This is a genomic window from Eubacterium sp. AM46-8 (assembly GCF_003466705.1).
In the GTDB taxonomy this organism is placed as follows: Bacteria; Bacillota; Clostridia; order Lachnospirales; family Lachnospiraceae; genus Lachnospira.
The window spans coordinates 25110-48067 of sequence record NZ_QSEU01000002.1; the positions used below are offsets into that span (position 1 = coordinate 25110).

At 43.7% G+C, this 22958-nt stretch carries 25 protein-coding genes and 1 pseudogene; 8 read left to right on the forward strand and 18 right to left on the reverse strand.

Translation table 11 applies throughout. The features are described 5' to 3' along the window. Nucleotides 1-135: 135 nt before the first annotated feature. The 3 genes from DW963_RS01545 to DW963_RS01555 all read left to right on the forward strand — a co-directional run bounded on the left by DW963_RS01545 (nucleotide 136) and on the right by DW963_RS01555 (nucleotide 2456). Entirely contained in the window at nucleotides 136-969 is an 834-nt protein-coding gene (locus DW963_RS01545; protein ID WP_286168895.1) for a formate/nitrite transporter family protein, read from the forward strand. Between the two features lie 506 nt (nucleotides 970-1475). After that, nucleotides 1476-1763 (forward strand): nucleotidyltransferase family protein, encoded by a 288-nt coding sequence (locus DW963_RS01550; RefSeq protein WP_117913592.1) that lies wholly within the window; start codon nucleotides 1476-1478, stop codon nucleotides 1761-1763. Then, nucleotides 1764-2456 (forward strand): Fic family protein, encoded by a 693-nt coding sequence (locus DW963_RS01555; RefSeq protein WP_117913593.1) that lies wholly within the window; start codon nucleotides 1764-1766, stop codon nucleotides 2454-2456. Nucleotides 2457-2516: 60 nt separating this feature from the next. Here the strand turns inward: DW963_RS01555 and DW963_RS13230 are convergent, their stop codons facing one another. The 13 genes from DW963_RS13230 to DW963_RS01620 all read right to left on the reverse strand — a co-directional run bounded on the left by DW963_RS13230 (nucleotide 2517) and on the right by DW963_RS01620 (nucleotide 11875). Continuing rightward, a complete protein-coding gene (locus tag DW963_RS13230; RefSeq protein ID WP_158568603.1) occupies nucleotides 2517-2669 on the reverse strand; it encodes a hypothetical protein in 153 nt (50 codons plus the stop codon). 8 nt (nucleotides 2670-2677) lie between these two features. Further along, entirely contained in the window at nucleotides 2678-3535 is an 858-nt protein-coding gene (locus DW963_RS01560; RefSeq protein WP_147347572.1) for a hypothetical protein, read from the reverse strand. A 200-nt stretch (nucleotides 3536-3735) separates the two neighbouring features. After that, on the reverse strand, nucleotides 3736-4929 hold the full coding sequence (locus tag DW963_RS01565) for a site-specific integrase (RefSeq protein WP_117913595.1): 1194 nt from the start codon (nucleotides 4927-4929) through the stop codon (nucleotides 3736-3738). A gap of 79 nt (nucleotides 4930-5008) precedes the next feature. Next, nucleotides 5009-5212 (reverse strand): excisionase, encoded by a 204-nt coding sequence (locus DW963_RS01570; protein WP_009905235.1) that lies wholly within the window; start codon nucleotides 5210-5212, stop codon nucleotides 5009-5011. Nucleotides 5213-5643: 431 nt separating this feature from the next. Beyond that, the gene (locus tag DW963_RS01580; protein ID WP_005933821.1) at nucleotides 5644-5904 is read right to left on the reverse strand and encodes a helix-turn-helix domain-containing protein; all 261 of its coding nucleotides are present in this window, start codon (nucleotides 5902-5904) and stop codon (nucleotides 5644-5646) included. Next, the gene (locus DW963_RS01585; protein WP_021421424.1) at nucleotides 5885-6325 is read right to left on the reverse strand and encodes an RNA polymerase sigma factor; all 441 of its coding nucleotides are present in this window, start codon (nucleotides 6323-6325) and stop codon (nucleotides 5885-5887) included. Before DW963_RS01585 ends, DW963_RS01580 begins: the two co-directional genes overlap by 20 nt. Before the next feature lie 463 nt (nucleotides 6326-6788). Next, the gene (locus DW963_RS01590; protein WP_005933814.1) at nucleotides 6789-7526 is read right to left on the reverse strand and encodes an ABC transporter permease; all 738 of its coding nucleotides are present in this window, start codon (nucleotides 7524-7526) and stop codon (nucleotides 6789-6791) included. Between the two features lie 8 nt (nucleotides 7527-7534). After that, nucleotides 7535-8266 (reverse strand): ABC transporter permease, encoded by a 732-nt coding sequence (locus DW963_RS01595; RefSeq protein WP_021421426.1) that lies wholly within the window; start codon nucleotides 8264-8266, stop codon nucleotides 7535-7537. Further along, a complete protein-coding gene (locus DW963_RS01600; RefSeq protein ID WP_021421427.1) occupies nucleotides 8259-9182 on the reverse strand; it encodes an ABC transporter ATP-binding protein in 924 nt (307 codons plus the stop codon). The genes DW963_RS01595 and DW963_RS01600 overlap by 8 nt, the downstream gene beginning before the upstream one ends. Before the next feature lie 15 nt (nucleotides 9183-9197). After that, nucleotides 9198-9965 (reverse strand): ABC transporter permease, encoded by a 768-nt coding sequence (locus tag DW963_RS01605; RefSeq protein WP_021421428.1) that lies wholly within the window; start codon nucleotides 9963-9965, stop codon nucleotides 9198-9200. Between the two features lie 105 nt (nucleotides 9966-10070). After that, nucleotides 10071-10994: a sensor histidine kinase gene (locus tag DW963_RS01610; RefSeq protein WP_005933807.1), complete on the reverse strand. Its 924-nt coding sequence runs from the start codon at nucleotides 10992-10994 to the stop codon at nucleotides 10071-10073. A gap of 1 nt (nucleotide 10995) precedes the next feature. Next, on the reverse strand, nucleotides 10996-11694 hold the full coding sequence (locus tag DW963_RS01615; protein WP_005933804.1) for a response regulator transcription factor: 699 nt from the start codon (nucleotides 11692-11694) through the stop codon (nucleotides 10996-10998). After that, nucleotides 11687-11875, reverse strand: coding sequence for a helix-turn-helix domain-containing protein (locus DW963_RS01620; protein ID WP_025578756.1), 189 nt, complete (start codon nucleotides 11873-11875; stop codon nucleotides 11687-11689). The genes DW963_RS01615 and DW963_RS01620 overlap by 8 nt, the downstream gene beginning before the upstream one ends. A gap of 160 nt (nucleotides 11876-12035) precedes the next feature. Between DW963_RS01620 and DW963_RS01625 the strand changes: the two genes are divergently transcribed. The 5 genes and pseudogenes from DW963_RS01625 to DW963_RS01645 all read left to right on the forward strand — a co-directional run bounded on the left by DW963_RS01625 (nucleotide 12036) and on the right by DW963_RS01645 (nucleotide 14962). Then, nucleotides 12036-12389, forward strand: coding sequence for a helix-turn-helix domain-containing protein (locus DW963_RS01625; RefSeq protein ID WP_005933802.1), 354 nt, complete (start codon nucleotides 12036-12038; stop codon nucleotides 12387-12389). 264 nt (nucleotides 12390-12653) lie between these two features. Continuing rightward, nucleotides 12654-12983, forward strand: coding sequence for a plasmid mobilization protein (locus DW963_RS01630; RefSeq protein ID WP_015529200.1), 330 nt, complete (start codon nucleotides 12654-12656; stop codon nucleotides 12981-12983). Continuing rightward, nucleotides 12944-14292: pseudogene (locus tag DW963_RS01635) on the forward strand (relaxase/mobilization nuclease domain-containing protein). Before DW963_RS01630 ends, DW963_RS01635 begins: the two are co-directional and overlap by 40 nt. A 60-nt stretch (nucleotides 14293-14352) precedes the next feature. Beyond that, complete coding sequence (locus tag DW963_RS01640) at nucleotides 14353-14622, forward strand: helix-turn-helix domain-containing protein (RefSeq protein ID WP_015529202.1); 270 nt, start codon at nucleotides 14353-14355, stop codon at nucleotides 14620-14622. Between the two features lie 46 nt (nucleotides 14623-14668). Then, the gene (locus tag DW963_RS01645) at nucleotides 14669-14962 is read left to right on the forward strand and encodes a hypothetical protein (RefSeq protein ID WP_025579757.1); all 294 of its coding nucleotides are present in this window, start codon (nucleotides 14669-14671) and stop codon (nucleotides 14960-14962) included. Nucleotides 14963-15108: 146 nt separating this feature from the next. Here the strand turns inward: DW963_RS01645 and DW963_RS01650 are convergent, their stop codons facing one another. From DW963_RS01650 to DW963_RS01670, 5 genes are all read right to left on the reverse strand, one after another. Next, nucleotides 15109-15474: a cysteine-rich VLP domain-containing protein gene (locus tag DW963_RS01650; RefSeq protein ID WP_005933796.1), complete on the reverse strand. Its 366-nt coding sequence runs from the start codon at nucleotides 15472-15474 to the stop codon at nucleotides 15109-15111. Continuing rightward, nucleotides 15471-15677 carry a transposon-transfer assisting family protein gene (locus tag DW963_RS01655; protein WP_015529203.1) on the reverse strand — a complete coding sequence of 69 codons (207 nt, stop codon included), beginning with the start codon at nucleotides 15675-15677 and terminating at the stop codon, nucleotides 15471-15473. Before DW963_RS01655 ends, DW963_RS01650 begins: the two co-directional genes overlap by 4 nt. A 2-nt stretch (nucleotides 15678-15679) precedes the next feature. After that, nucleotides 15680-16624: a hypothetical protein gene (locus DW963_RS01660; RefSeq protein ID WP_117767613.1), complete on the reverse strand. Its 945-nt coding sequence runs from the start codon at nucleotides 16622-16624 to the stop codon at nucleotides 15680-15682. A 3-nt stretch (nucleotides 16625-16627) separates the two neighbouring features. After that, the gene (locus tag DW963_RS01665; RefSeq protein ID WP_117913596.1) at nucleotides 16628-20500 is read right to left on the reverse strand and encodes an antirestriction protein ArdA; all 3873 of its coding nucleotides are present in this window, start codon (nucleotides 20498-20500) and stop codon (nucleotides 16628-16630) included. Nucleotides 20501-20716: 216 nt separating this feature from the next. Beyond that, complete coding sequence (locus DW963_RS01670; protein ID WP_117913597.1) at nucleotides 20717-22807, reverse strand: DNA topoisomerase 3; 2091 nt, start codon at nucleotides 22805-22807, stop codon at nucleotides 20717-20719. Between the last annotated feature and the right edge of the window lie 151 nt (nucleotides 22808-22958).

The window sequence follows — 22958 nt, forward strand, 5'->3', positions numbered from 1 at the left end:
ATGCAAGCGTATTTTGTATACACAATTCAGGTGCTGTATATACAAGAGAGATTAAGTATATATGGGGTGCCTTGTATACAGAGTTAAAACAAAACGATTGAAGTGTAGAAATACACAATCAGGGAGGAACGAAAGATGTTATCTATGAAAGAAGCTATAGAAAATTATGTGGAAGGTTGTGTTGGTAAGGTTGACTGTCCAGCATACAAGCTTTTTATGAAAGCCATACTTGCAGGAATGATGATTGCATTTGGCGCAGCCGGAAGCAGTGTAGCTGCACATGATATTGTTAATGTAGGACTTGCGCGTCTGGTTGCCGGCGTTGTATTCCCAATGGGACTTATGATGGTTGTTATGACAGGTGCTGAGCTTTTCACGGGAGACTGTCTGGCAATTATGGCAACTGTACAGAAGAAGCACACAGCATTTAAGCTGATAAGAATGCTTGTTGTAGTATATTTTGGCAATCTTCTTGGCTCATTATTACTCACATGTATTGACTATGTAAGTGGTCAGTACAACTATTCATCTGGAATACTCGGCGCATATACAATCAAAGTTGCGCTTGGCAAATGTAACCTCGATTTTACAACTGCGCTTGCATCCGGAATTCTCTGTAACATACTTGTATGTGCTGCAGTTATGCTTGCTGCGCGTGCCAAGGATATGACTGGAAAACTGTTATGCTGCTTTTTTATAATAATGCTCTTTGTTGTAAGCGGTTATGAGCACTGCGTTGCAAATATGTACTATGTTCCAGCCGGAATGATAGCAAAGCTAAATCCGTTATATGTGAAAGACGCAATGGAGCAGTATGGATATACCGCGCAGCAGCTTAGCACACTGAATATACCGAATTTTATATTCAACAATCTCATTCCTGTTACAATAGGAAATATAATTGGCGGAATGGCATTCTTTGGAATACCGCTGATGTATATTAACGGAGTTGGCGGGAAGAAAGCGTAAAATGTTTTAAAGTATATGGATACAGATAGAAGATTCAGAATAGAAAGACATCACAGAAACACTTTAGAAGATTAGTTGGGTATAAAAATACCACAAAACTGTTGATTTTCTCCTCGGTTTGCATATAATAAAATTAAGAATTCTTATAGACCTTTTTTGTAGCCCGGAATTGGATTATGAAAAAGGTCTCTTTTTTATGAATTTTTCATATTGCTTATTTACAATATTTAACGACTTAAAACAACTTAAAAGAGAGGTCTGCTTAATACAATATGTGAAAGCAGAGGAGTGATTTATATGGAGTATTCAGAAAAATCTCGTATGTTAGTGAGACAGTTCAAGAAGGATATGATACATAAAGGGAGTTAGACAGTGATTTGTCCGGTATGTGGACAGAAGCCGCAGATTTTAAATACTCCAAAAGGTGAAAGAACCACAATAGCATGCAAATGTTAGCTGCGTGACGTAATCCGTCACAAAATCATCCAGAGAAGAAAGGGGCAGATATGATATATACGATAGAACAGATTAAAGATAAATGCCGGAAAGTATTTGACAAACAGAACTTTATCAAAGAAGCATATCTGTTTGGTTCTTATGCCAGAGGCGAGGCAACTGAAAAAAGTGATATAGATTTCATGATAGTACTGAATCGTACTGTTGGATTGGAGTTTTTTGGATTATACCATTTTCTTCAGGAGGAATTTGGGAAAAATGTTGATGTTATAAGTGAAAAGGAAGCGTATGAAATAATGCCCAAAAGCATAGAAAGAGATAAGGTTAAGGTTTATTAAATGATTTTACAAGATAAATATGCCATGGATATAGAAGAAAATATCTGGATTGCTAAAAGATTGTTGGTAGATTTGGTATATACATCTGCTAATCTTGAGGGTATAGCGGTAACATTTGCACAGACACAGGATATTATGAATAATGTAAATGTATCACAATTTACACCAAAGGATATTAATAAAATATGTTGTTTAAAAGACACTTGGGAATATGTGCTGGAACATATCCATGATGAATTAAATATTGAATATCTTGTGAATCTTCATAGGCTGATTGCGAGATTTGATGTCCCATATTCTTATCTTGGAATAGTACGAACAGACGATGTTATCATAAGTGGTACAAATTGGAGACCAGAAGTCCATAGTGTAGAATATTATCATAAAGGACTTATGGAACTGCAGGATAATCCTAATGTAACAGACAGGGCAATAAGGACAGGTTTATGGCTTATGCGTTGTCAGGTATTTAAGGATGGCAATAAAAGAATCGGAAGCTGTGCAATAAATAAGATTCTTATAGAAAATGGCAGAGGTATATTTAAAGTTCCTGTAGAACTTGATGGTACATTTAAGCAGATGCTGGTTTCATATTATGAGAGTAATAATGCAGATGAACTCGCATCATGGATATGCGATAACTGTCTGGATGGGGTTAATAAAATTCAGGTTCAGGATGATATAGAGGCTTGAATGATTGGGCAAAAATAGTGTATCATCCAACTCAGTTTGATAAAATCTGTATCAAAAATTTTATTTTGAATATTTTTCTTCCCTGTGTGACGCTAATTCTTTTTTATAATCTGTTATAGTTCCCTCATGCGTCATTTGAAGAAGTTCCTCTAATGCAGCATCTTTTTCATTCTTCTTATAATTATCCAATTTATTTAGTTCGTTATCAAGCAAATAAGAATTCATCCCAGTATTGTCTCTTGACTTAGTATTGACTGCAACTTAATTTCGCTTAAATCTTCTCCAAGCTGATACATTCTGAACAGGTCAATCTTTCGCTCATATGCGTTACAGATAGCAGATATTCTCTTTTCATCCATTTGTGAATCCATTGTATATATCTTTTCTATAAAACTTCTTGATGGAAGCTTTGTAACATCAACCAGGCTGCGGTCTTTTACAAGCTTTAACATTCTTAACTCATCAGCCATAAAGCTTACTGTATGTATGCTTAACAATCCTTTATCCGTTGATGGTATGCTGTCATTTACAAATAGACATTTTCCGCTATCATATATCGGTGCAGGCTTAACAAACTTCAGCGTATCTGCATCTCTTAAGGCTGCTATATTGCATAAATGTCTGTCTCGTTCTGAAAGTATAAAATCTGTTGCTATCATATAATCCATATATGACCGTAATTCATCTTTATTAAGACCATGTTTTGCAGACACACTAAGAAAATGTTCATATGTTGATATATCATTAGGCTTTTTCTCTGAACATTCTATGTCATAAGCATGTACAAGTTCCAGTTTCTGGGATGTAAACAGCTTGGAAAAACAGCCATAATCATAATTCTTGCCACTTATTTTCTTAAGATAATATCTGGTATAATTATCAAATCCCTGCAGTTCATGAAGTCTTGAAGATATGATCTCATTAATGCTTTCTGATGAGTAATTATTACTGTTGCCTTTCAACAGACCTCTTTCCCCATTTATTATTACCCAGCTCTTTTCAAGTGTTCCCTGCAATGAGCAGTTAGGAGTAAAATGCGGCATGCCATCTTGTAGAATATTGCCAATCTCTCCAATCATGATATTTTCTACAAATTTAAATTAAATCACAAAGTAATTTTTGATTATCTTTTCAAAAGTTCTTATATGCCGGTATAGCCTATTGTTACAGGCTTTTCCGGCATTTTTTGTTATGGAAGATACTCTCAAATCTTCTTATATCCCCGTATGTTTTGATGTTCAAAAGTAGTATGTGGAGTAGTAAATTCTCCGTTTACTACTTATGCAATTAGCCGCTTCATTTCTGTTATCGACGTTTCGGAAGTCGTATGCGCGTAATAGTTCAGCGTCATATTGATGTTGGAATGTCCCATGATGTACTGCAATGCTTTGGGGTTCATTCCCGCATTTGCTAACGTGGTGCAGAATGTGTGGCGTAAGGTGTGCGGTGTCATTACTTTTGGCAATGCTACCTTTTGCGTTTTGTTGTATTTCCTCACAAGTCCTCGGAACATACTTTCATAGTTGACCGCCACTTTTGGCAAGCCGTTCCGGTTAAGGAACAGAAATTTTGTGTAGCCCTCTAAAATAATAGGCTGTGCATATTTCCGTTTGTTCAGCACCCGCTGAAATGCTTCCAACACTTTTTCACTCATAGGAATAACCCGGTTGCCGCTTTTCGTCTTAGGTGTTTCCACATAGTAGCCCACGTCTGCAATTTTCAAAAGTTGGTGGTCTACATTGATAAGCTGTTTGTCTAAGTCAATGTCAGCTTCCGTCAGTCCGCAGAGTTCCGAAATGCGAAGCCCTGTCCCTAACAGTATGATAATCTCGTCGTAGTATTTCTGATAGACTTTATCATGCTGCACAAAGGACAGAAAAGCCGCTTCCTGCGTAGGGGATAGAGGTTCCTTTGGTTCCGTATCATCTTCAAGGACGGTGTTCAACTGGAAGTCAAATGGATTTTTACGAATACAATCGTCCTGTATGGCTGTGTAAAAGGCAGCCTTTAAGGAACGCTTGTGGTTGTTAATAGTCTTGAAGCCGTAACCTTTTTCTTTCATGCGTAACGCCCATTCCTTTGCGTCGGAGAGCTTCACATTTTCAATCCGACAGGCTCCAAGTTTATCCTCCTGCAAAATCCGCATGAGCTGTTTTCGCCCCTGCTTTGTACCATGCCGCACATTTGCCCGGTGGCGTATCTGCTTTGCGTAGAGTTGGCAGACCGTCATTTTCTTTCCGATATGGTCGATACCGTCGACAAGGTCTTTTTGGATTTCTTTCTCTTTTTCCCTCAACGCTATATCGTCGCGCTTTCCTGCCGGGGTTTTGTCCGTAGGCACTAACTTCCAAGAATAAACAAACTGCGGTTTCCCAAAGGTATCTATATATTTGTAGGCATATCTTCCGTCTTTTCTCTGGCTCTCTCCGGTTCGGAGAATACGATTTTTATTATCCCGTCTTTTTTCCGACATCGTTATGCTCCTTTCCATAATGGAAAGAGCCTTGATATGCTTGACTACATTGTACCACATTCAAGGCTCGATTTCACTATCAGATTGCGTCCACCGTATCAATCATTTTTTCAAACTGCTTACGCTTAATCTGAATACGGTTTCCGTTCATCATTACCCAGTCCGGGACGGGATTTTCTTCTGCCAGTTTCCGCAGCTTGCTTTCTCCGATACGGAAATATTTTGCTGCTTCTTCTATGGTAAGCGTGTACTTTTCCCAAATCGGCACGTCGTTATTGTTCAATTTGTCGTCCCCCTTTCTTAACGGGTCAAAAATCAATCTGTGACATAGGCTTTAATCGGACGGCTATTAGCGTAACCTCATGGGAGTTGCACCCCTCCGGCGGTCTGCCGAAGCCCTACCCATTGCCTGCGACGCTTCTAACGCTCGGACTATGGCTGTAAGGAAGTATCATTATATATTCTGTGCGTTATCGCCCGCAGGGTGCTATCCCTACTTTACGGTGTGGTATTTCTCGCTCGCTTTTCGGTTAAGAAAAAGGTCATGGCGTACCCACCGCATGGCTCGGCACAAAAGGAACGTATCCGATTTGCCTTATGCTGCGTCGCCGTTCTCTTGCGTCGCTTTCTTTGTCAAGGTTCAAAATGGCTGTGCTGCCGCGTCAGCAGCGGAACGGAAAAGGGGGAGTAAAGACGTTCCACCGCCGATTGCGGTTATTTTTCTGTTCTAAAATTGAGGACAGCCATCATCAGTTTGGCTTGCAGCCGTTCCCGAATGTCGTTGTCTATACCAAAATAAACATTTCCACGCTCGTCATATAACTTTCGCATGGATAAACGGGCTATATAACCGCTGAAATGCTGCAAGACCATTTTCATAGCGTCCGGGTCGCCCTTTGTCGCTGCCACAATGACAGGATAAGGAACAAGGGCATTTTCAGGGTAGCCGGGTTGATTACCATTCGTCCCATTCATCAGCATTTTCCTCCAAATATTTTCTTAATTGTTCAAAAGAGCTTGTCCGTCTGTACTGTATTGTACTTCTCGGTGTATTGAGCAACTCTGCAATTTCTGTATCGCTCATTCCCTCGAAATAATACAGCAATATGGCTTTGCGCTTTTCTTCCGGCAAAGTACGGATTGCTTCAAGAAGCAACTTCGGCGTGATTTTCTTTCCGGCTTTTTCAAAGACGGTTTCAGCAGTTTCCCGTTTGAAATATTCATCAAAGGTATGTAGCTGTCGCGCTTCATCTAAGGTCATGTCGGAAAAGGTTACTTCCTTTGCCTTATGTGTACGAAGCTCTCTATGAGCGTCGCACGCTTCATTGTGCAATACCGCATTGCAATACTTCTGAAAAGAACATTGCTTATAAAACTCCCTGCTATTAGGTTCCACATTCTCACCTCCTTTCTCGTTGAAAGTTGGTGGTGCTTCCCCCTTTTCGCGGGGTAATACGGAGCTTTGAAAAAATGCCAAATATTTTCGGAAATTTTTTCAAAAATTTTTTTAAGCATACAAAATGCGCCCGTCCGCAAAAAAACGCGGACAGGCGCATAGGAATAATAAAAAGTATTTAGATGATTTAATAGTTCATATCTAAGGGTAGGAATATCCCCGGTGGCGGTCGGGCTTTTTTTGATAAATCAAAGAATGTAAGAATTTGTTGTTGTGGTTTATAACTCATGGCGGCTACCTCCTAAAGCCGCCATGTCTACATGGTTAAGGGTCGTCGTACAGACAAAAAGAAACGGCGGCTCTGAAAATCAAAGCCGCCGAAATAGAATAGGCGCGTGAAAATATGGCTGCTCTGCGACGGCTTTTTTTCTTTGCCGTCGTCCGGCAGATGTTGGTTGTATCATTACTTATTTTTGATTGTTTTTTTAGATATTAAAATCAAGACAGAAAACAATCCACAAAAGAACAAACTCATAAGGCTAATAATGATTTCTCCAAAGGTGGCAGAATAATAGCCGGAAATATTGAATGTAGCAGTAATAGGATAGCAAGCCGAAAGAACATCGGATATACTTGTGAATAATCCTGCAAAAGAATAAATTACTGTAAAAATCAAAGCAAGCCAATAGCCTTTCTTTATTCTTGATACAACCGCAATAACAGGTGCAATAGCAAAGAAAATCCCAATGCCGTCAAGTAAATAGATTTTGAAAAAACTTAAAATCATTTTGATAGACAAGCCCCTAAAATGTAAAATAACTTCAACTAAAAATGTAATGCCGAAAAGCAGCAAATAAAAGAGTACGCTAAATGCAAAAGTAATAAGTAATTTTGCAATCGTCATTTTAGCTTCACTTATAGGAATTAAACGTAATGATTTAATAGTATCTTCTTGTTCCTCACGACAAATCATATAGCTCCCCAAAAGTGCAATAACCGCAGGAAGAACAAAAAAAGTTGCTAAAGACTGTGCTGCGTTCATAAACCACCCTGCGTCATCTATATAGCGTTTTTCCCCAAAAGAAAACTGCCCTTGAGTAAAAACAATAATTGCAACCATAATAACTGCGAATATGGCGACCAACACAATTTTTGAACGTCGGAGTTTTTGATGTTCTGCCCAAATCAATTCTTTCATCATTCAATCACTCACTTTCTATGCTTTAAGGAAATGTACGCAAATACGATAGAAACAATAGTCCATATACCGATACAAAAAAGTGCAGCCGGAATATTGACTTCCTGTGCCAAAATAACACCGGGAATATCTCGCATGATAATTGCTGTTGCACTGGATAGAGGGTGTAGGTACATATTAACCATAAGCAAAATAAAGCTAAGAAAGGTGTAAACCAGTGTCACACATACAGGGAGTATATAGTTCTTCCCGGCAGCTGCAACCGCTAAAAGTGGTAATATGGAAAATGCGGTAAGTATGGCGATTTCAATACATTTCTTAAATAGATAACTGATACTATTCCATTCAAAGGTTATATAACCGGGAAGCATACCGAAAAATACAGACGCTATGGCTGTAAGCAACATAAAACAAACGGAATAAGACAGTACAACAATAAATTTGCTAAAAAAATATCCTGTCTTGCTAATCGGTATAATCCACAACTGTTTGAGCATATCGTTTTGATTTTCGTCATACATGAGCATAGTAGAAACCAAACCCAATACAACAGGAAGTATAATCCAAGCTGTATAGCTGAATGTAGTCCACTTATAAAATTGTAATGGTTCAATAACTGTTTTATCAGCACTTCTGAAATAAAAAACTGCAAGAAGTGGCATGAAAAGAGCGGATAACAGCATTAACACAATAAATTTTTTTCGACGCAGTTTAAGAAACTCTGCCTGTATCAGCCTAAGCAATTCCTTCTCCTCCTGTGATTTTTTTGAAATAGTCCTCTAATGTATCATTGCATAGCTGAGAACTGATAACAGCTATATCCTGTACCACAAGAGCTTTATTGACAGCAGCCATATCCAACGAAGTGTCATAAATCCGCAGGGTGTGTTCGTCCTGTACGGAATATTCGGTAACCCCAAACTGCCTTTCCAAAACAAGAGAAGTTTTCGGTATATCAGAAACTTGCAGAAGTATATACTTACTGTTTTTCTTTTGTAGCTCATTCATGCTGTTTTCTTCCAGTAGTACACCATGGTCAATAATGCCGATGTCATCAGCCAGTAGTGCAATTTCGGACAGAATATGACTGGAAATAAGAATTGTTTTTCCGCGCTCGATACTTAAAGTCTTAATAAAGTCCCTTACTTCTGCAATGCCTATCGGGTCAAGACCGTTTGTGGGTTCATCTAAGATTAGCAGTTCAGGGTCATGTAAAATAGCATTTGCTATTCCAAGACGCTGCTTCATTCCAAGAGAATACTTGCTAAACAATTTTTTGTCCCGATAAGGCAGACCGACAATCTCCAAGGCGTTTTTTACTGCATTTGGCGCAGCAGTACCGCGCAGTTTTGCAAATATCTCCAAGTTTTCCGTACCTGTTAAATTCGGATAAAAGCCGGGTGTTTCAATAATAGCACCAATCCGGGGATATACTCTTTTTTCCCTCCCTTTGATATTTTGACCGAATACGTCTACTTCGCCGGAAGTAATATCGGTCAACCCCAAAATCATTTTCATAATTGTGGTTTTACCCGCCCCATTACGCCCCAACAGCCCATATATCTGTCCTTGTTTCACATGGATATTAACAGAATTGACTACCGTTTGCTCTCCATAAGTTTTTGTCAGTTGTTTTGTTTCAATTACATATTTATTCATCATATATCCTCACTTTCAATAGGTCTGTTTCCGCAATGCAAGTACGGAAACAATGGCTGAAATACTTCCAATTACCAAAAGAGAAATTAAACAGATATTCGGAGATATAGTTATTTCTATTCCTCCCGCCCATTTCTTAACCATTTCTGCTGCGTCAGATGAAATATAGGGATAAATTCCCATAACACTCGCCAGTGGGTGCAGTCCCATAATCCCCGACGGAATAAGCACGACAGGCACAAGATAAAGTAATGCAGCCCCAATCGGTAGAACATATCCCTTTGCCAATGTTGCTAAAAAAATAACGGGGAGCATTGCAAGTGGAACTAACACGCCACCGGCTAAAAATAATAATCCCGCCTGTAAAATTGTTTCCGTATTCAAATCTGTAAAGCCGCCTGCAAGAAAGCCGCCAAGAATACAGATTGCAAAAGTAAGCAGACATAGTGCTAATGACATAAAAATTACCACTGCTATCTTTGAAAAATAAAGTTGCGTTTTGGAAATCGGAATAATCAGAAGTCCTTTTAAGGTATCATTTTTCTGTTCATCAAAGAACAATGTGGTTGCAAACATACTCAACACAATAGGCAGAAACAAACTTGTAAGGTTCTTAAATGCCAATGTGTATAAATCACTAAAACTATTCATTAGTGAGCTACTTCTTGATATACTGAAAGCACGTTCAACTGCGAATATTCCTAAAATTGCAGTTAGAATAAAGATACCTAAGACTGTCTTATTGCGTTTCCATTTCAGCATTTCAGTAGAAATGATAGTCATTGTCTTTTCCTCCTTTCTACCTCCCATTATATAGTATCAACCTTGCCATAACCTTGCCGAAACCTTGCTTTTTTCTTGTTTTATAGCAGGAAAGCCCCGCATTATTTACAGGGCTTTGGGAAGCAATATAGTAAATACAGTCCCTTTATCAGAGCTGTTTTCAGCGGTAATGGTTCCTTTGTGAACACTGATAAGCTCTTTAGCAATCGCCAGTCCTAAACCATTTCCCTTTGCAGACCGCGACTGGTCGCACTGGTACATTCTTTCAAAAATATGTGGCAGCTTATCGGGAGCTATTCCTTTTCCATTATCTGAAATTATAATTTTAGCTTGTTGTATATCTTCACAAATATGCAGTGCCATTTTATCTCCCGCACTATGGATAATAATATTTTGAAAAAGATTGTTAAGTACGCGGGTATATGCGTTTACATCTATGTGAATAAAATACTCTGTTTCGGGTATGACAAACTCATATTCAAAATGATTGCTTTCTAAGACGGGAATCCAATCCGCTATAATGTTGCGGGATAACTCGTTAAGGTCAAATTTTTCAAAATGAAAAATCTGCTCTCCGGAATCCAGTTTTACCCATTCAAACAAATTTTCCACAAAGGATTTCATATAGTGGGCTTTTTCATGTGCGACATGGATATATTCGTCCTTTTCCTCTCCAATAACAATTTTGTTTTCAACCGCTTCCAGATAACCTACAAGAGAAGCAAGCGGGGTCTTTACATCATGTGAAAGACTTGTCATCAGCCGTTTATATGCCTGTTCAGATTGTCTTTGCCGTATAAGCTGCGCCTGACTGTTTACTGCTATTTTGTTAATGTCATAGCAAATTGTTTTTGTCATATCGTTTTCGCCTGCTAAAATACGTCGGTTCAAATTCCCGCCCTTTATATCCTCTAAGGCGTCTTTTATCAGCGCAAGCTGTGTCCGCACACGCCGTAAGACAAAAAGGAGATACATAATAATAAGCAGCATAAGGGCTATCACTATGAAAAGATAAACATTTATATCCATGTTACGCCTCCTTGTTAAAACGGTAGCCGACACCCCGGACAGTTAAAATGTAAAAGGGGTGGTCGGGGTCTGGCTCAATCTTTTTCCTTAATTTACTAATAAAAGACATAATATTGCTATCATCAAAAGCGTATTCTTCCTCCCATACCTGTGAATAAATTTGTTTTTTGGTAAATACTCGTCCTTTGTTGGAAGCAAGAAAGAGAAGTAAATCAAATTCTTTTCCTGTAAGCAAAACGGGAATATCTTTGACCGTAACTGTACGATTTAATTTGTCAATTACCATATCTTTCAACGATATGCTGTCTATGTCTGCCGTAAAGGGGTTTAAGGTGGTATATCGCCGGATAAGGGAATTGACACGCGCCAAAAGCTCGTTAATACCAAATGGCTTTGTCAAGTAGTCGTCTGCTCCCAGTCGCAGACCGAAAACCTTATCTTCTTCGCTGCTTTTTGCAGTAAGCATAAGCACCGGGATATTGCTTGTATCTCTAATTTTTTGGAGAATCTGAAACCCATCTATATCCGGCAGCATTACGTCCAAAATAATAAGGGAATAGCTATCTTTATTTTCATCAATTAGACGAACCCCCTCAATACCGTTATATACAGTTACGGCTGATAATTTTTCCTGCTCTATGCACTTTTTCATAAGAGCGCAAAGCTCTTTATCATCATCTATAATCAAAACTTTATTCATGGTGCAGCTCCTTTCCTCGTTTTGTTCTCCCGTCAATCGGTTTTTCAGCGTCCTTTGGTATCAGCCACATATATCCAAGTTTTGAAACACCCGGTATGCGGTTTTCTCTGCAAAGTACCTGTACCCGCCTTTCAGAAATTCCCCATTTCTTCGCTGCTTCGGGGCAAGACATATATTCCATAACACCCAAGTCCTTTCTACAAATCATATCAGTATAATTATAGTCGGACATACGAATAATAGCAAGTATATAAATATGAATTATTATGGCTAATTAGTGGAACTGTATAGACATATCCAAGAAGAAAGGGGAACAGTAAAATGTAACTGGGTGAATAAATATGGCAAAAAGACCAGTAGAAAAATATGACTTCAAAGCCTTTGGAGAAGCGATAAAAGCTGCGCGGACAGGACGCAAGGAAAGCCGCAAACAGGTAAGTGATGAAATGTATATTTCCCCTCGCTACCTTGCGAATATTGAGAATAAAGGACAGCACCCCAGTCTGCAAATCTTTTTTGAGCTTATGCTCCGTTACAATATATCCGTAGACCAGTTTCTTTTAGATACGCCCGTCGGAAAAGATACAAAGCGGCGGCAGCTCGACGCTCTGCTTGATGATATGAGCGATAACGGCATACGGATTGTAACAGCAACCGCAAAGGAAATTTCAGAAGTCGAAAAAGAGGACAAATAGAAACGTCCGGCAAAATTGAATATGGATTTTCGGAAGCGTTGTAATCTTTTTTGAGATTGCAGCGTTTTTCTTTTGCATAAGTTCGGCAAAATGGTTTTTTCTCCGTAGAGGGAAATAAGGACATAAAAGATAAAAAACTTTCTTAGCAAGCATAGGAAAAGAGTACCCTTTTCCGTATTTTCGCCCTCCCGCCCTGCGGTGCGTCGGTTAAAAATTGCTTGTTGGGAAGTGTCCCAAACCCTCGGAATGGAAAGGAACGATTGCATGAACGGACGCAAAAGAAAAGTACAAATCAAATTCTATGTAACAGAGGAAGAACGGGCATTGATTGAACAGAAAATGAAGCTCGTCCCTACCCAAAATATGGCGGCGTATCTTCGCAAGATTGCCATTGACGGGTATATCATTCAGACAGACCATAGCGACATAAAAGCCATGACAGCGGAGATACAGAAAATCGGGGTCAACGTCAATCAGATTGCAAAGCGTGTCAATGCGACAGGCAGCGTCTACCAAGAGGACATAGAGGAAATAAAGGGGGTGCTTGCGGAGATATGGCGGTTACAAAGATTAAGCCTATTAAAAGCACGTTGAGCAAAGCCCTTGATTATATCCAAAACCCGGATAAGACAGACGGGAAAACGCTTGTGTCCTCCTTTGGGTGCAGCTATGAAACGGCAGATATTGAGTTTGAATATACTTTGTCGCAGGCTCGGCAGAAAGGGAACAACTTAGCCTTTCATCTGATACAATCGTTTGAACCGGGAGAGGTGGACTGTGAGAAAGCCCACACAATCGGAAAACAGCTTGCCGACGCGGTAACAAAGGGACAGCATGAATACGTCTTGACTACCCACATAGACAAAGGGCATATCCATAACCATATCATTTTTTGTGCGGTCAACTTTGTTGACTACCATAAGTACAATTCCAATAAGCGCAGTTACTACGGCATACGGAACATAAGTGATAAGCTGTGCAGGGAAAACGGGCTGTCCGTTGTCATTCCGGGTAAAGGCAGTAAGGGAAAAAGCTATGCAGAATATCAAGCGGAAAAGACGGGAACAAGTTGGAAAGGCAAGCTAAAAATTGCCGTTGATACACTTATCCCCCAAGTAGCAAGTTTTGAAGAATTATTGCAGCGGTTACAGGCGGCGGGCTATGAGATAAAGCCGGGAAAATATATCTCCTGCCGCGCTCCCGGACAGGAACGCTTTACCCGCTTAAAAACCCTCGGTGCAGATTATACAGAGGAAGCAATCAAAGAACGGATTGCAGGCAAGCGCACAAAGGCAGCGAAAGCTCCCAAAGAGCAGCGCGGCGTATCGCTGCTTATCGACATTGAAAGTAGTATCAAGCACAAGAGAGCCGGGGCTATGAACAGTGGGCGAAAATCCATAATCTGAAACTGGCTGCAAAAACTATGAATTTCTTGACAGAACACAAGATTGAGCAGTACGCGGATTTAGTCAGCCGGATTGAAGAAATAAATGCGGAAAATGAAAAGACAGCAGACGCATTAAAGAGCGTGGAGAAACGTCTTGCAGACATGGCGGTGCTGATGAAGCACGTTACCACCTACCAAAAAACAAAAACCGTCTATGAAGCATACCGCAGGGCAAAGGATAAGGACACATACCGGGCAAAGCAGGAAAGCAGTCTGATACTCCATGAAGCGGCGGCAAAGGCATTGAAAGCGGCGGGCGTTACCAAGCTCCCCAATCTTGCCGCCATGCAGGAAGAATACGGGAAGCTCCAAGCGCAGAAAGAAGCCCTTTACACTGATTATGGCAAGCTGAAAAAACAGGTCAAGGAATACGACGTTATCAAACAGAACATAGACAGTATTTTAAGACTGGAAAAAGAACCGGAACGGGGCAGGGAAACCGAACGCTTACAGTAGAAATATCTATAAAAGCGTGGTAGGATAAAGGTATTCCAATATAGACAGGAGCGTGAAAACATGGCAGACCAAACGATACCCGATTATGAAACCATAAGCGCCGCCGTTACCGGAGAAACATGGGCGGTGGAAAAGGTGCTTATGTGCTACAAGGACGAAATCGACAGGCAGGCAACTGTAAAGAAACGTCAGCCGGACGGAACATTCAAACTGGAAATTGATGAAGATATGCGCCAGTATATCACAATGAAGCTGATAGAAGCCCTCCCCCAGTTTCCCCTTGAAGAAATGGAAAGAGAGGAAAAAAGAAATCGGGACAAAAAATCATAAAAAGGTAGACGGGAAGCTGCTGCGGACAGATAAGCAGTTCCGGCATTTGAAGCAACGGCAGAAAGAAACTATCAGTACATGGCTTTATGAGGAATACCGCCGTCTTTGGATAGAAAAGGGACAGGAGCCGCATAAGTACAACAACCGGGAAATCGTTGCCGCTGTTATGGAACGGATAGAAGCTGCGGGGATATGGCTGCCGGAACAGGAAGTAACAAAATATTTTTACCGCAGGAAAACCCATTACCGGAACCGGATAGAAAAAGAATTACAGCCGAAGCCGGAAATGCAGGATAAAGACAGTCAGACACAAAAAGAACAGGGCGCAGGAAGCCAGTAATGACCTCCCGCACCCTGTTCTTTTATATAGGTACTGATTTTAAAATGTTACGCAGTAGAACCCCCATTTTAAGGGAAAAGGTATTCTGTATCGCCTATGCCAGTTTCACGTCATTTATGCCCTGTAAATCAAGGCTTTTTTTGCCCTTATCGCGTAACCGCCGCACGCCGTTTCCTCATGCGCTCGGCTGCCTGTCTGCGGGTAATCCGCTTCCGGCAGTCCGGGCAGTATTTGACGCTGTTCGATTTTGATACAAAGAACGTGCCGCACTCGGTACAACGCTTTTTGTCCTCTGTCTTGAAAAGCTCTGCATACAGTAGCTTATCAAGAGGAAGTACGGCAATTTGAAACCACTTGCATAAAAGCGAACAGGAAATGAGCTGCGGGCAGACACATTCCTCCCCGTCGTCCAGTAAGATACAGTGTCCGCGCTCGCAGTTGCAGCACTCCTTTTTTACAAGGCTGTTGACTTTTCGGCTCTGTGGCGGCGTAAGCCGCTTACCCCCGGTCATACTTCATCAGCGGCGAAAATGGCAAGCTCCGCATACTCGTTTTCTGTTAGCGGGGAAATTTTCTGTAAGGTGCGTTCTGCAAAGGGGCGCATATCCTCGTCCATGAACGGCAGCGCAGCCGTCATATTTTCCATAAGCTGTGCTTTGCTTCCCTCATGGTAAATACTCAACAGGTTCATTTCTTCAACGGTCAGTCTAATCATGCTCATACCTCCAATTCGTGATGTTTTGATTTTGCTGTCTTTTTCGGGACTTTTGGGGATTTTTCTGTTTGTAACTGCGCCCGGACAGAGGGAGGGGACTGTTTCATCTCTTTCTTCCTCTCGCTTTTATCTATCAGCGCATAAACGCCATGCCTGCCCTCCAACGTAGATAAGGAAAGGCTTTTGTAAGGGAGCATGGAAAGCAGCCGTTCCATATCCTTATCCGTTGCCAGTGGAACAAAGTAGGGAGAAAGTTCTACCGCACAATGGGTCTTTTCGGGGCTGTCCGGTTCTCCAAGCCCTTTTACATTTTCCACAATCCGGCGGGCTTCTGTTTCAATCTGTCTATCATGCAGGGCGGCGATATGTAACTGAAAATCCCTCTGCGTATGCGGTGTTCGTTTTTTCTGCTGTTCCCTCAAAAGGCTTTTTAAGGCTTCCGGGTCGTTTGGCTGTGCTTCAAAACGTATAAACTTTCCAAGTTGCGGGTCAGTGTCCCCGTCAAAATATTGTCCGGCAGGCTTTGTCAGCTCCCCATGCTCATAAATCAGCGTGTAGTTGTCGGCAGGGATTGATTTTTCGATTACTTCCCGGAAATGCTGCAAATAATCCAGTTCATAAAGATTGCCCTTGATTTTTTCCTGCTCTGTGCCTGTCAGTTCCACCGCATAGGCAAGGATAGTATCGCGGGTCTGTTCCCCGTAAAACCGCCATGTATTATGCTGCCTTGTGTCCTTTAGAAAAACGTCCCGTTCCCGGAAGCAGCACGTCCCGGACGGGCGGGAAAACCACAAAAGCCGTTTGTCCTCCGGGATAAGGCTTACCGCCGCTTTCCGCAAAATCTGTTTGTCTATGTCAAAATCGCTCTGATAAAAAGCGGTGTTCTGTTTCATTATGGCTTCAAGGGAAGCAATAACGTCCACATTTTCAAATTTTTGTAACTTCATAGGTCAGCTCCTTTCCAAATCCTGTGTTTTCTGTCTTGCCTGTTTCTTCGGTGCCTGTTCTTTCGCTGCTTTAAGCTGCGCCCGGATAGAGGACTTTTTCTCCGGCTCTGCCTGTTTCTTTTCTGCTTTGAGGGCTTCGGCGTATTCTGCAAGGGAAATCTGTCCTCCGGCTTTTGCTTTTTCTTCCAGTTCCGTAGCGGTCGGGGTGTTGTTTATCTGCCCGTCAATCATGTTGTAATTCTGCTCGGTGGTCTGTTCGGCAGCTTTCAGATAATTTTCCGGCTGCAAAAACTCCGGCACGTCCTTATAACCGAAGCTGTCTACATAGTGGGCGGTGTCCTGTCCGTTCTGATGAAGTACCACCACGTCGGAAACGGAAAGGCTGTGTCCCTTAAAATCTTTCGGGTGGTCAATATTAAAGCGGGTGTAAATATCTTCAAGGGAAGTCCCCGGCGTAAGAGGTGCGGAATAGACAAGTGTATAGTTTTTCGCGTCTACCCGGTGTCCGGCGGCAATCAGACGGTCGTAAGGCTCAAAACGCAAGTCCCTTGTTTCGTCCCCGCCTTTTATCTGATAAATGGAAAAGGTGTCTTTATCCTGTGGGGCTTCCTGCTCCGGCTGCCCTTGTGCGAATTGTTCCTGTGCAGCTACCTTTTGCGCCCGGATATGCGCCCGCTGTAACTCGGTAGGCTTTTCCCCGGTAAGAGGTGCAATCGCCTTGACATAATCAGCCGCATAATAGGCGTTACTGGTAAGCTGCCGCTGCCATACCCCGGCTTTTGGCGACCAACGGAAGCCGTTGCTTTTTAAGGCTTCCCGCGTAGCTTCGTCCGGCTTATCCTCAAAGAAGATTTGCAGACGGTTCGCTTCGGTGTTTGCTTCCACCTTGCCGCCGTCGAATTCCCAACCCACAAAACCGATTTCTTTTTGCTGTGAAAGGGATTTGATACGGTCTTTCACGCGCCGGATTTCCGCGCTGTTGTTGGATAACGCCCAAGTCGCAAAGGGCTTGTCCCCCAAATGCCAACTGCTCGCCATGTCCGCTTTTAATTTTTCAAGCTGTTCCGGCAACAAATGCGGGCAGCCGTCAAGGGTCTTGTGCTTACGGTAATAGGCGTTTACGGCTTTCATGGTTTCCTGTGATTTTTCAAGGCTTTCCAGTTTCTTTTCTAACTTCTGTACTGCCTGTGGGTCGTCTGCACTGATACCGCCCATGCCGGTACTGCGGATTTTATCAAGAAGTCCTTGTATGTCCTGCCATTCCCGGTAATTGCTGTCGCGGGCTGCGTTCTGCTTTTCTTTCTTCCTTGTGGGGAAGTTAGAGCCGCCCGCAATGAGGATAGAGGGAACACGCGCGTCAATCTCATAGCCCTTGTTCATGTTCGCCGCCAGTTTCCGGGCGTAGGTGTCAAGCAGGCTGTCGATTTTCTCATGGTACATCGGGTCTACCCGCTGTTTCTGCCTTTCTGCAAGCTGTACGGCTTCATCTACATAGTGCCTGTATTCAGCCGTCGCGCTGCCTTGCTTATAATCGGAAAAACTGTTTGCGTCCTTTGCACGTTTGGCGGCAGCTTCGTTGATTGTGTAATAAGGTGCGACGGGTGCAGCTTGTTCCGGCTGTGGTGCTTCGCTGCTTGCGCCTGTATCAGCTTCCGGCTCGGTCTGTGCTTCTTTTTCCTGTACCGGGGCTGTTTCTTCGGGAAGCTCCGGCGCGGCTGCTTCTGCTTCGGGCTGTATGGTAGCTTCCTGTGGGGTCTGTGCCTGTTCGGTGGTCTGTTCCTTATCCTGTGCCTTTTGGATTTCTGCAAAATGTCCGTCTATGGTATCAATCAGACTTGCGGCGGTGCTGCGGATTGTTTCAAGAGAGCCTTTCAGTTCTGCAAGTTCTTTTCCGCTGCTCCACCCGGCGATATATCCAAAGGAATAGTCCGACGTATCAAGCCCGTAGTGTTGGCAAACGGCATAGGCGACGCTTTCTGCCTGTACCTCGCGGGTGCGGCGGTCGGGACGTTCCGGCGCGTCTTTGTCTATGTCATGGAGTGTCGCATGGGCAATTTCATGGATAGCGGTCTTGATATTCTGCAATTCGTCCATGCCCTCGTTGATGAGAATACACTTTTCCTCATAATTGCAGCGTCCTTTTATACTGCCGCTTAGTGCTTCAAATCCCATAGCAAAGGGGGAAGTTTTTTCAAGGGCAGCGAAAAAATCCTGATACTGTTCCACGTCGCCCGTAAGCTCCTTTATCCCAAGGTCGGGCAACTCCTTACCCTCGGTCTGCGACACGTCAAAAACAGATACCACACGAAAGGCGGGGATTTGGATTTCCTTTTCCTCGGTAACGGCTTTCCCGTTCTTATCGAAAACAGGCTTTTGCGTGTCCGGGTCGATTTTTTCCACCTGTTTCTTAACGGTAAAGGGCGCGGGCGCAATTATCTTGATAGCTTTTTCCCCCGGCTTTACATGGCGGTCAAATTCCTTTTCCCATTGTTTATAGCCTTTTACAAGGTTGCCGCCCTGCATGGCGATAAGGATTGTATTGTTTAGGCTGTAATCATGGAATTTAGACATAGTACGCAGATAGTCGGCGTAACGGTCGCTTTCATAAATCCCCAAAATGCCCTGTTCCAGTCGGTCGGTAATCTCTTTCATTTTGTTGGCGGGCTTTTCGGAAGATAGGATAATCGGGAGAACCGGGGGCTGCTCTGTGGCAGTGGTCGGTATGGCTGCGGCAGCGTCAAGGTCTGCCTGTTCCTTTTCCTGTACTGGCGGCTGCGGTGTTACCCGATATTCCTCCGGCACGTCCCGTCCGTCATACCACTGTGTAAAGGTGTTGCGGTTGTTGTAGATATATCCCTGCTCGGTAAATCTGCCCCCGTCATTGATAGCAGCGTCCCGCCCGTATTCCTCATAGAGAAAATAGTTTTTTGCTTCTTCCGGCAGCTCCAACTCGTCCAGTTCTTCAATCAGATAATGCCCGTAATCTTCCTCGGTTTTTACGGACGGATAAATCCAGTAACAGTCAAGATTTTGTGCAAGGTTTATAATGTCCTGCAAGTCCCTTGTATGGTCGCCGTATGTGATAGCCGCAGCAAATTTTTCCCGGTCGTCGTCAAACTGCATTTTCAAAAGCTCGTCCAAATAGTTCAGTTCGTCAAGGCTTTCAAGCTCGGTCAATTTCCCTGCCAGTCCCGGAATAGAGGACTGATATTCTGTGATGTGCAGCTCCCCGTAGTTTTTGCCGTCTATCCCGATACGGTCAAAGACTTCTTTCAAATGTTCAGCAGTCGTGGGGAATGATACCCATTCGCCCGCAGGTCTGCCCTCGGTGTACTTTCCAAGATTAGAAAGATACCCGCTTAAAATCGTTTCTTCCATGCGCTCACTCCTTTCTTTCTCAATCATGCGGTGCATAAGCTCGTAGTCCTCCATGCTCATGCTCCCGTCAAATAGATAGGGGTCGGGTTCTTCGCCGCCCCGGTAGGCTTTTTCAGAAAAAGGCAGCCCCGCAGCGTGGGCGGCGGCTCTTGCTTCCTCGATAAGCTCCGGCGGCAGCCTGTCGTCGTGGGCTTCGATAAATTCCCCGATATTGCTATATCCGTTTTCGTAGTGGCGGCGCACCCCGGCGGTCAGTTCGTCAAGGTTCCTGTCCTCGCCAAGATAGCCGGAATAATAGCCGTTTACCACAACGGCGGCAGGGTCAGCCTGTTTGATTTCTTCCATGCGGCTTCTGTCCTCCGGGTAGAGAATATCGCCCATTTCAAGGTGGAAATATTCCGCGTTCCAAGAACGTCCCGTTTTCCAAAACGCCACCCAAGCGATACCGTCCCTTAATTCTTCTTGATAGTCTTTTACGGTGTCCCGTAAATTTGCCATGTGTAACCTCCTTTCCCAAAGGCAGCGCGGACGCTGCGCTTTCCAGTTTCATCATTCAGTACCCCGCGCCCGCGTTTTTGCCAAAGAGTTTAGATATTTTTTCAAGATTTCAGAGGGTTTGGGAACTTCCCAACAAGCAAAAATCCCCGCCGTTCTCGGTAGAGAAAGCAGGAATTTTACGGAAAAGGGTACTCTTTTCCTATGCTTGCTATTCAGTTATTTTTTCTTCGGAAGCTCCACCCGGTAGTTGACATATTTCCCGCCCGTATCAGCCAATACGATAGTTCCGTCGTAGGTCTTGCCCGTCTTTGGGGAATAGAGCTTTTTCACATTTACCTTGCCGGATTGTAAGAGCGCGGCGGCAATCTTCGGGGTAAAGGTTACTTTTCGTTCTTCAAAGAAACGGTCATTTTTCCACATGGTAAAGATACATTCCTTATTGCTGCAATAGTAATTCTTCTTGCCCTCATAGACAGGAGAACCGCAGCGGGGGCAGCTTCCCAACGCTTCCCGTTCCGGCTTGAACATCTGCGCTTTATCATCAGAAAGAAACGGGTACGTCTTTACCAGTTCCCGCGCCATATTCTCAATACCCTCCATAAATGCGGCGGGGTCTGCCTTGCCTTTTGCAATCTGTGTCAGATTGTTTTCCCATTCTGCGGTAAGCTGCGGGCTTGTCAAGGTGTCCGGCAGGACGCACACAAGGTTGATACCGTCCTTTGTGGGAAGTAGCTGCTTGCCTTTTCGCTCCACAAAACCGCCCTTTACCAGTTTTTCAATGACGGCGGCGCGGGTGGCGGGAGTTCCAAGCCCTTTGCGTTCTGCGTCCGGGTCGGTGTCCTCGCTTCCGGCGTGCTCCATAGCAGAGAGCAGCGACGCTTCGTTGTGAGGTTTTGGCGGTGTTGTGTCATGTTCCGTTACCGTTGCCACCGGATTTTCAAAGGTCTGTCCCTCGGTAAATGGCGGCAGGGTCTTTTCTGTGTCGCTGTCTGCGTCGTCCGTTTCGGGCTTGTTCTTTAAGGCTGCCCGGTAACGGCGGTCAATCTCTTTCCACCCGTCGTACAGCACTGTTTTTCCCTTTGCGGTAAAGGACTGTCCGGCACATTCAAATGTAGCCGTAACCGCTTCAAAGGTATGTACTGCGGCGGTCGCCATGAGCAGACGCGCCCCGGCAAGGGTAAGGATATTCCTTTCGCTTTCCGGCAGCGCGGCAAGGTCGGTCTTTGCAAGCTCCATAGTCGGGATAATGGCATGGTGGTCTGATACCTTTTTACTGTTCAGCACTTTTGCAAGCTCCGGCGCAAAGTCCATGCCCGCCATAAAAGAAAATTTCCCACAAAGCAGCTTGATAATGCCCGCCGCTGTGTCGCCCATGTCGTCGGTCAGAAATGCGCTGTCGGTTCTCGGATAAGTAAGCAAACGCTTTTCATACAGGGCTTGTGCAAGGTCAAGGGTCTGTTTTGCGGTATATCCGAACAGGCGGTTTGCTTCCCTCTGCAAAGAAGTAAGGTCAAAGAGCTTCGGCGGGGCTGCGGTCTTTTTCTCTTTCACAAGGGAAGTACAGACTGCTTTTGACGCTTCACAAGCAGCTTTCAGCCTGTCAGCTTCGGAACGGTCAGACAGTTTTTCGCTTGCAGCTTCCGCGCCGGATAAGGACAGGCGCACATGATAGTATTTTTCTTTCTTGAACGTGGTAATCGCCGCGTCCCGGTCAACAAGCATTTTTAAGGTCGGGGTCTGTACGCGTCCCACATTCAAGGTATGGTTGTAAAGGACAGAAAAAAGACGGGTGGCGTTGATACCGATTAGCCAGTCAGCCTTTGCCCTGCATAATGCGGAAGCAAAGAGCGCGTCGTATGCTTCGCCGTTCTTCAGATGAGAAAAGCCCTCTTTGATAGCAGCTTCTTCCATTGAGGAAATCCACAAGCGGCGCGTGGGCTTCCTGCACCCGGCAACTTCGTAGACAAAACGGAAAATGAGTTCTCCCTCGCGCCCCGCGTCGCAGGCATTGACGACTTCGGAAACGTCTGCCCGGTGCATAAGTTCCTTTAAGGTCTTGAATTGCTTTTCCTTGTCAGAAGCAACGGTGTACTTCCATTCCTGCGGCAAAATCGGTAAGCTGTCATAGCTCCACTTTTTATACTGCTCCCCGTAGGCGGCAGCTTCGGAAAGCCCTACCAAATGTCCCACGCACCAAGAAACGATATAGCCGCTTCCTGTGAGAAATCCGTCTTTCTTTTCCTTTGCCCCAAGTACAGCAGCGATTGTCTGTGCCACACTGGGCTTTTCTGCGATAACTAAAATCAATGATAATTCCTCCTTTTATCGTTCGGTCTGTCGTTTGTTTTCCAGTTTTCTCATACAGTACCCCACACAAGGGGACTGCCCCTTGTAAGGGCAGCCCGCGCAGCGTGGGGAAGAAAGCTCCGGCGGGGATTTTTCCCGTTTGCCATAGTCC

What these genes read in the sequence shown, in the direction of transcription:
- DW963_RS01545 (WP_286168895.1), top strand. Translation starts at nt 136, where the DNA reads ATGTTATCTATGAAAGAAGCTATAGAAAATTATGTGGAAGGTTGTGTT.
- DW963_RS01550 (WP_117913592.1), top strand. Translation starts at nt 1,476, where the DNA reads ATGATATATACGATAGAACAGATTAAAGATAAATGCCGGAAAGTATTT.
- DW963_RS01555 (WP_117913593.1), top strand. Translation starts at nt 1,764, where the DNA reads ATGATTTTACAAGATAAATATGCCATGGATATAGAAGAAAATATCTGG.
- DW963_RS01560 (WP_147347572.1), bottom strand. Translation starts at nt 3,535, where the DNA reads ATGATTGGAGAGATTGGCAATATTCTACAAGATGGCATGCCGCATTTT.
- DW963_RS01565 (WP_117913595.1), bottom strand. Translation starts at nt 4,929, where the DNA reads ATGTCGGAAAAAAGACGGGATAATAAAAATCGTATTCTCCGAACCGGA.
- DW963_RS01580 (WP_005933821.1), bottom strand. Translation starts at nt 5,904, where the DNA reads ATGAATGGGACGAATGGTAATCAACCCGGCTACCCTGAAAATGCCCTT.
- DW963_RS01590 (WP_005933814.1), bottom strand. Translation starts at nt 7,526, where the DNA reads ATGATGAAAGAATTGATTTGGGCAGAACATCAAAAACTCCGACGTTCA.
- DW963_RS01600 (WP_021421427.1), bottom strand. Translation starts at nt 9,182, where the DNA reads ATGAATAAATATGTAATTGAAACAAAACAACTGACAAAAACTTATGGA.
- DW963_RS01605 (WP_021421428.1), bottom strand. Translation starts at nt 9,965, where the DNA reads ATGACTATCATTTCTACTGAAATGCTGAAATGGAAACGCAATAAGACA.
- DW963_RS01610 (WP_005933807.1), bottom strand. Translation starts at nt 10,994, where the DNA reads ATGGATATAAATGTTTATCTTTTCATAGTGATAGCCCTTATGCTGCTT.
- DW963_RS01615 (WP_005933804.1), bottom strand. Translation starts at nt 11,694, where the DNA reads ATGAATAAAGTTTTGATTATAGATGATGATAAAGAGCTTTGCGCTCTT.
- DW963_RS01620 (WP_025578756.1), bottom strand. Translation starts at nt 11,875, where the DNA reads ATGGAATATATGTCTTGCCCCGAAGCAGCGAAGAAATGGGGAATTTCT.
- DW963_RS01625 (WP_005933802.1), top strand. Translation starts at nt 12,036, where the DNA reads ATGGCAAAAAGACCAGTAGAAAAATATGACTTCAAAGCCTTTGGAGAA.
- DW963_RS01630 (WP_015529200.1), top strand. Translation starts at nt 12,654, where the DNA reads ATGAACGGACGCAAAAGAAAAGTACAAATCAAATTCTATGTAACAGAG.
- DW963_RS01640 (WP_015529202.1), top strand. Translation starts at nt 14,353, where the DNA reads ATGGCAGACCAAACGATACCCGATTATGAAACCATAAGCGCCGCCGTT.
- DW963_RS01650 (WP_005933796.1), bottom strand. Translation starts at nt 15,474, where the DNA reads ATGACCGGGGGTAAGCGGCTTACGCCGCCACAGAGCCGAAAAGTCAAC.
- DW963_RS01655 (WP_015529203.1), bottom strand. Translation starts at nt 15,677, where the DNA reads ATGATTAGACTGACCGTTGAAGAAATGAACCTGTTGAGTATTTACCAT.
- DW963_RS01660 (WP_117767613.1), bottom strand. Translation starts at nt 16,624, where the DNA reads ATGAAGTTACAAAAATTTGAAAATGTGGACGTTATTGCTTCCCTTGAA.
- DW963_RS01665 (WP_117913596.1), bottom strand. Translation starts at nt 20,500, where the DNA reads ATGGCAAATTTACGGGACACCGTAAAAGACTATCAAGAAGAATTAAGG.